The organism is Stenotrophomonas sp. TWI602 (genome assembly GCF_039674045.1).
GTDB lineage: Bacteria > Pseudomonadota > Gammaproteobacteria > Xanthomonadales > Xanthomonadaceae > Stenotrophomonas.
On sequence record NZ_JBDJMT010000055.1, the window covers coordinates 1 to 358 of the forward strand.

Annotated in this window: 1 tRNA gene; it reads right to left on the minus strand. The window is 60.6% G+C overall.

What is annotated here, in order from left to right:
- Window positions 1–263: 263 nt before the first annotated feature.
- Window positions 264–350 (minus strand) — tRNA-Leu (locus tag ABE483_RS18945).
- Between the last annotated feature and the right edge of the window lie 8 nt (window positions 351–358).

Below are 358 nucleotides of genomic sequence, written 5' to 3' on the forward strand. Positions count from 1 at the left end.
CCCAGGAGAGGACTCGAACCTCCACGAAGTTGCCCCCGCTAGCACCTGAAGCTAGTGCGTCTACCAATTCCGCCACCTGGGCGACTCAGGAGGAGAATTCTGCGGGAGAACCGGGATTGTGTCAACAGGATGTCGCAGAAAATTTCGTTCGCCGCGCGATCCAGCGTGACCGCCGCCGACGCCGCGCGAATCGTGCGCGGGCGAGTGCAGGGCGGTAGAAACGAAAAAACCCGCTTGCGCGGGTTTGATCATTTTCTGAGTCATGGTGCCCAGGAGAGGACTCGAACCTCCACGAAGTTGCCCCCGCTAGCACCTGAAGCTAGTGCGTCTACCAATTCCGCCACCTGGGCGACTCAGG